Genomic DNA, 5961 nt, shown 5'->3' with positions numbered 1-5961 from the left:
CCCGAAGCGGCCAGGGGTCAAGCCCATCCGCTGGATCCTCCATGCCTTCGCGCGCCCCTGAGCGCCTGCGCACCCGGCTGGGCGCCCTGCCGCTGCTGGCCGTGCTGGCCGCCGCGTTCGTCTCCCGCGCCGGCAACGCGATCACCGCGATCGCTGTGCCGCTCTACGTCTTCGCCGACACCGGCTCGGCGCTCGCCACCGGCACCGCCGGGGTCTTCGCGACGCTGCCCGTGGTCATCGGCGGCTCCCTCGGCGGCGCGCTGATCGACCGGCTCGGCTACCGTCTCTCCAGCATCGCCGCCGACCTGGCCAGCGGCCTCACTGTGCTGGCGCTGCCGATCCTGGCGGCGACCACCGGCCTGCCGTTCTGGCTGCTGCTCCTGCTCGTCTTCCTCAGCGGGCTGCTCGACGCCCCCGGTGACACGGCGAAGACTGTCATGCTGCCCGAGCTCGCCGAGCGGGCGGCGGTGCCGCTGGCCCGGGCCGCCGGCGCGCAGGCGGCCGTGCAGCGCAGCGCCTCCATGGTGGGAGCCGCGCTGGCCGGCATCCTGATCGGCGTCCTCGGCGCCCCCGGCGCGCTCTATGTGAACGCGGCCACCTTCGCCGTGTCGGCCGTGCTCGTGGCCGCACTGATCCCGCGGATGTCGCTGGCCGCGGCCTCCACCGACGACCCCGTCGCCGCAGACGGCGACCCAGACGGCTACTGGCGCGGCTTCGCAGCTGGGCTGCGCTTCCTCTGGTCGAACGCGCTGCTGCGCGGGATCGTGCTGCTGGTCATGCTCACCAACGCCATCGACACCGCCGGATTGACGGTGCTCTTCCCGGTCTACGCCACGGAGCGCCTCGGCTCGGCCTCCGCGCTGGGCTTCCTCGTCGCCAGCTTCATGGGCGGGGCGCTGCTCGGCGCCGTCGTCTTCGCCGCCGTCGGCCACCGCGTCGCCGGGCGGGGGCTCTTCGTGCTGTTCTTCGTGCTCGCGGGTCTGCCGCCCTATCTCGCCATGGCGTTCGAGGTGCCATTCCCGGTGCTGCTCGGCGTGCTCGCCTTCTCGGGGCTGGCGGCCGGCGGCATCAACCCGATGGTGTCCACGGCGCTGTTCGGCCTCATCCCCGCGCCGATGCGGGCCAGGGTCTTCGGGTCGATGACCGCCGGGGTCGCCGCGGCGATGCCGCTCGGCGCGTTCCTCGGCGGCGTGGGCGTCACCGCGCTGGGGCTCGTGCCGACACTCCTCATCGCGGCCGGCGCCTACGCGCTCGCGGCGCTGAGCCCGCTGTTCGGGCAGCACTGGCGCGGGCTCGCCGCGCTACCGCAGGCTGCATCGGCGGAGCGCCCCTGATAGATCGTTCAGAAATGTCAGGGAATCCACTGGCCTGTTGCTCAGGATCGGCGCTTAGGCTGCGCGACGTGCCCGCGGCCGCGGGCCCCGACCGTGCAGAAAAGCAGCTGCCATGTCACGACTGTTCCGCAAGCCGGGTGACGGCGTCGCCAGCGTTGCCACGCCGCTCGAGCGCGACTTCTCGCAGCGGCCGCGCACGCTCATCGTCGGGTTCGTGCTGTTGCACGCCGTCTTCCTGCTCGCCCTCCTGCCCTCCTTCCTCGGCGGCATCGCAATCGGCGATCTCTCGCTGTACCGGGCCTGGGTCGAGACCTCGCTGACCACGGGCCTCTGGCGCGGGATCCAGATTCCCTGGGTGTACCCCATCGGGGCGGTGGCCCCGATGGGGTTGGCGGACTCCCTCGGCCCGATGCTCTTCCCCTTCCTCTGGTTCCTCCTCACGACGGTGCTGAACGGCCTGTCGATCGCCGTGCTCACCGACTTCGGTCGCAAGGCGAGCGGCTTCACCGCCGCCTGGTGGTGGCTGCTCGTGATCTTCATCCTCAGCCCGGTCGGGCTGTTCCGGTTGGAGGGCATCGTCGCCCCGATCGTCATCATCGCCCTGGTGCTGCTGGCCCGCCGCCCGGCGCTGGCCGGGGTGCTGCTCGCCGTCGCGACCTGGATCAAGGTGTGGCCCGTCGCCGTGTTCCTCGCGGTGCTCGGGGTGGGGAGGCAGTGGCTGGCCGTGGCCGCCGGCGGCGCTCTCATCACGCTCGGAGTCGTCGGGGCGGCGATCGGCCTGGGCGGCTCGCCCGAGACCCTGCTGAGCTTCGTCTCTGACCAGTCCGACCGCGGGCTCCAGCTCGAGGCGCCGATCTCGACCCCCTGGGTGTGGATGGCGGCGCTGGACCGGCCCGGCAGTTACATCTTCCAGAACTCCGCGCTGGCCACGCGGGAGGTGGCGGGCGAGGGGGCCGCCTCGGCGGCGGCTGCGACGACCCCGCTGATGCTCCTCGCGATGGCACTGATCTTCGCCCTGCTCCTGCGTGCACGCCGGCAGGAGACGGATGCCGAGAACCTCCTCGTGCACGGGGCGCTGGCGCTGACCTGCGCGCTCGTGGTGTTCAACAAGGTCGGCTCGCCGCAGTACATGCTCTGGATCGCGCCGGTCGTCGTCGTCGGGCTGTTCCACGACGCACAGCGCTGGCGCACACCCTCGTACCTGGTGCTGGTGATCTCCGTGCTCACGACGTTCATCTTCCCCGTCTTCTACATGCCGCTCGCCGCGGGCAACATCGCCGCGGTGCTGCTGCTGACGGTGCGCAATGTGCTGCTCGTCGTGCTGTTCGCCTGGTCGGTCTGGCGGCTCTGGCGACTGGCCACCCCGCCGGACTCCGTGCCGGACGGAGTTGCCTCCGCGCGCAGCTGGGGGCGGCTGAGCAGGCCCGGTGTGCCGGTGCCGCCGACATCCGGCCCTCATGTCAGCCCGGGCAAGTAGCATGGCAGGGTGGTCACCGCTCTCTATCGCCGATACCGGCCCGAAAACTTTGCCGAGATGATCGGTCAGTCGCAGGTGACCGATCCGTTGATGACGGCCCTGCGCACCAACCGTGTTAATCACGCCTACCTCTTCAGCGGCCCGCGCGGCTGCGGCAAGACGACGTCTGCCCGCATCCTGGCGCGCTGCCTGAACTGCGCGGAGGGCCCGACGGACACCCCGTGCGGCGTCTGCCCGAGCTGTGTGGAGCTCTCCCGCGATGGCGGCGGCTCGCTCGACGTCGTCGAGATCGACGCGGCCAGCCACGGCGGCGTCGACGACGCCCGCGATCTGCGCGAGCGCGCGATCTTCGCCCCGGCCCGCGACCGCTACAAGATCTTCATCATGGACGAGGCGCACATGGTGACCTCGAGCGGATTCAACGCGCTGCTGAAGATCGTCGAAGAGCCGCCGGAGCACGTCAAGTTCATCTTCGCGACGACCGAGCCGGAGAAGGTCATCGGCACGATCCGCTCGCGCACCCACCACTACCCGTTCCGGCTGGTGCCGCCCGGCCCGATGCTCGAATACGTGCAGACCCTCTGCGAGGCGGAGGGCGTCACCGTCGCCCCCGGCGTTCTGCCGCTCGTCGTGCGCGCCGGCGGCGGCTCGCCGCGCGACACGCTCTCCCTGCTCGACCAGCTGATGGCCGGCTCCGAGGCGTCCACCGTCGACTACGAGCGCGCCGTCGCGCTGCTCGGCTACACCCACGGCGCCCTGCTCGACGAGGTCATCGACGCGATCGGCGCCCGCGAGGCCGGTGCCGCCTTCGAGGCCGTCGACCGCGTCATCCAGACCGGCCAGGATCCGCGCCGCTTCGTCGAGGACCTGCTCGAACGGCTGCGCGACCTGATCGTCGTCGCCGCGAGCACGCCGGCCGCTGCGGCATCCGTGCTGCGCGGTGTGCCGCAGGAGGAGCTGGATGCCATGGGCGCCCAGGCCACCCGCTACGGCCAGGCGGAGCTCTCGCGCACCGCCGACATCGTGAACGCCGCACTGACCGAGATGACCGGGGCCACCTCGCCGCGGCTGCACCTCGAGCTGATGATCGCGCGCGCCCTGGTGCCCTCCAGCGACGACACGGAGCGCGGTGCTCTGGCCCGCGTCGAGCGGCTTGAGCGCCGGGTCGGGGTGACGGACGCCGCAGGCGACCGCCCCGCCCCGCCCGCAGTGCCCGCTGCCGCGGCCGTTGCCCCGCCTGCCGAGGTGCCCGCCGCGGCGCCTGCCGAGGTGCCCGCTGCTGTCGTCGCCGCCGCCGAGTTCATCGACCGGGCGAAGAACGACCGTGCCCAGACGCCGGCGGCCTCCGGCCCGGTTGGGCCCGTCACGTGGGCCACTCCCGGTGTGACCGGGGCCCCGCCTGCACCGGCACCGGCCCCCGCCGCGGCGCCCGCTGCTGCGCCTGCCGCAGCTGCGGCCGCCGCGCCCGTCAACTCCTCGCTGCCCGGCGGGGCCACGATCCCGGCCTCCGCGATGCCGGTTCCGGTCGGCCCGATCTCGCTGCAGCAGATGCGCGACGCCTGGCCACAGGTGCTTGAGGTCGTCAAGACCGCGAACATGAACGCCTGGGTGGTGCTGCTCACCGCCGTGGTGCGCGAGTACCGCGAGGACGGCACTCTGCTGCTGGCCTTCCCGAGCGAGAACGACGTCGCCGCACTGAAGAAGCCCGCGGCCCCCGGCCAGGGCGTCGGCGACCACCTGAAGAAGGCCGTCAGCACGGTCCTCGGGGTGACGCCGAAGCTGCTGGCGCGCGCGGAGAGCGGCGAACAGCGCGGCTCCAAGCCGGCCCAGGCCGCGGCACCGACGCCCCCGTCGGCGCCGGATGCCGCAGACGCGGAGCCCGACCGAGCACGTTCAGCCGCGGCGCCCGCACCCGTTCAGTCGGCGCCCGTTCACTCGGCACCCGTCCGGTCCGCGCCCGCGCAGGCTGCCTCCGCGCAGCAGGCTCCGGCGCCGGCTGCGCAGTCGCGACCGGCTCCGGTCGTGAACGCCGGCGGCTGGTCGGTCGTGCAGATTCCACAGTCCGACCCGGAACCGGTCGCAGAGCCAGCAGCCACGCCCGCCGCACCCGTCGAGCGGGCGACACCGCCGGCCGCTCCCGCTGCCGCGCCGGCCGCGGACGGATGGGCGCCCGCAGAGGAGCCGCCGTTCGCCGACGAGCCCCCCTACGACGACGAGCCGCCGTTCGACCCGAACTTTGACGCCGCCCCGCCGGACCAAGGCTTCCGCTCCGGGCCCTCGGTCCCGACACGGGCCGCAGGCGGCTCTCCTCGCCCAGCTGGAGCGTCGGCTGCTCCGACCGCGGCAGCGCCTCCGGCAGCGCCTCCCGCAGCGGCATCCGCCCCCGCCCCGGCCGCGAAGGCCCCGCAGCGCCAGGCGCCGCAACGGCCGGCGCAGGCGCCCAGCCGCGGCGACGGCGTGCAGCGCTACGGCGAATCGGTGGTCCGCGAGATTCTCGGCGCGACCTTCATCGAGGAACAACAACACAACCCATCGCCGCGCGCGACGATGAGAGACGGCCAAGGCTAAGACGTGTACGAAGGAATCGTTCAGGACCTCATCGACGAGCTCGGTCGGCTGCCCGGAATCGGGCCGAAGTCTGCCCAGCGCATCGCGTTCCACATTCTGCAGACCGAGAACTTCGACGTCTCGCACCTGGCCGAGATCCTCACCACCGTGCGCGAGAAGGTGAAGTTCTGCAGCATCTGCGGCAACATCTCCGAGCAGGAGACGTGCGCGATCTGCCGCGACCCGCGCCGCGACCCGGCGCTGATCTGCGTGGTCGAGGAGGCCAAGGATGTCGTGGCGATCGAGCGCACGCGCGAGTTCCGCGGGCTCTACCACGTGCTCGGCGGTGCGATCAGCCCCATCGACGGCATCGGTCCAGACCAGCTCCGCATCCGCGAGCTGATGCAGCGCCTCGCCGACGGCACCGTCACCGAGGTGATTCTGGCCACAGACCCCAACCTGGAGGGGGAGGCGACCGCGACCTACCTGTCGCGGCTGCTCACGACCCTCGAGATCCGGGTCACCCGCCTCGCCTCCGGCCTGCCCGTCGGCGGAGACCTCGAGTACGCCGACGAGGTCACCCTCGGTCGGGCCTTCGAGGGG

Annotated in this window: 4 protein-coding genes; all 4 read left to right on the top strand. The window is 72.6% G+C overall.

The window, feature by feature from the left end:
• The first annotated feature begins 41 nt into the window (after positions 1–41).
• A complete protein-coding gene (locus GY24_RS17000; RefSeq protein ID WP_104477786.1) occupies positions 42–1334 on the top strand; it encodes an MFS transporter in 1293 nt (430 codons plus the stop codon).
• A 112-nt stretch (positions 1335–1446) separates the two neighbouring features.
• Positions 1447–2811, top strand: a complete 1365-nt coding sequence (locus GY24_RS16995; protein ID WP_104477784.1) for a glycosyltransferase 87 family protein — start codon at positions 1447–1449, stop codon at positions 2809–2811.
• Between the two features lie 9 nt (positions 2812–2820).
• A complete protein-coding gene (locus GY24_RS16990) occupies positions 2821–5379 on the top strand; it encodes a DNA polymerase III subunit gamma and tau (protein ID WP_104477782.1) in 2559 nt (852 codons plus the stop codon).
• A 3-nt stretch (positions 5380–5382) separates the two neighbouring features.
• Positions 5383–5961, top strand: a 579-nt coding sequence (gene recR, locus GY24_RS16985; protein ID WP_104477780.1) for a recombination mediator RecR, incomplete at its 3' end; no start/stop codon positions are given.

It is taken from the genome of Microterricola pindariensis (genome assembly GCF_002936985.1).
In the GTDB taxonomy this organism is placed as follows: domain Bacteria; phylum Actinomycetota; class Actinomycetes; order Actinomycetales; family Microbacteriaceae; genus Microterricola; species Microterricola pindariensis.
The sequence above is the reverse complement of the archived record's forward strand: the minus strand, read 5'-3'. Positions and strand labels throughout refer to the sequence as shown.

Bases quoted from the DNA above. Each gene is read 5' to 3' on its own strand.
- GY24_RS17000 (WP_104477786.1), top strand. From the start codon at position 42: ATGCCTTCGCGCGCCCCTGAGCGCCTGCGCACCCGGCTGGGCGCCCTG.
- GY24_RS16995 (WP_104477784.1), top strand. From the start codon at position 1,447: ATGTCACGACTGTTCCGCAAGCCGGGTGACGGCGTCGCCAGCGTTGCC.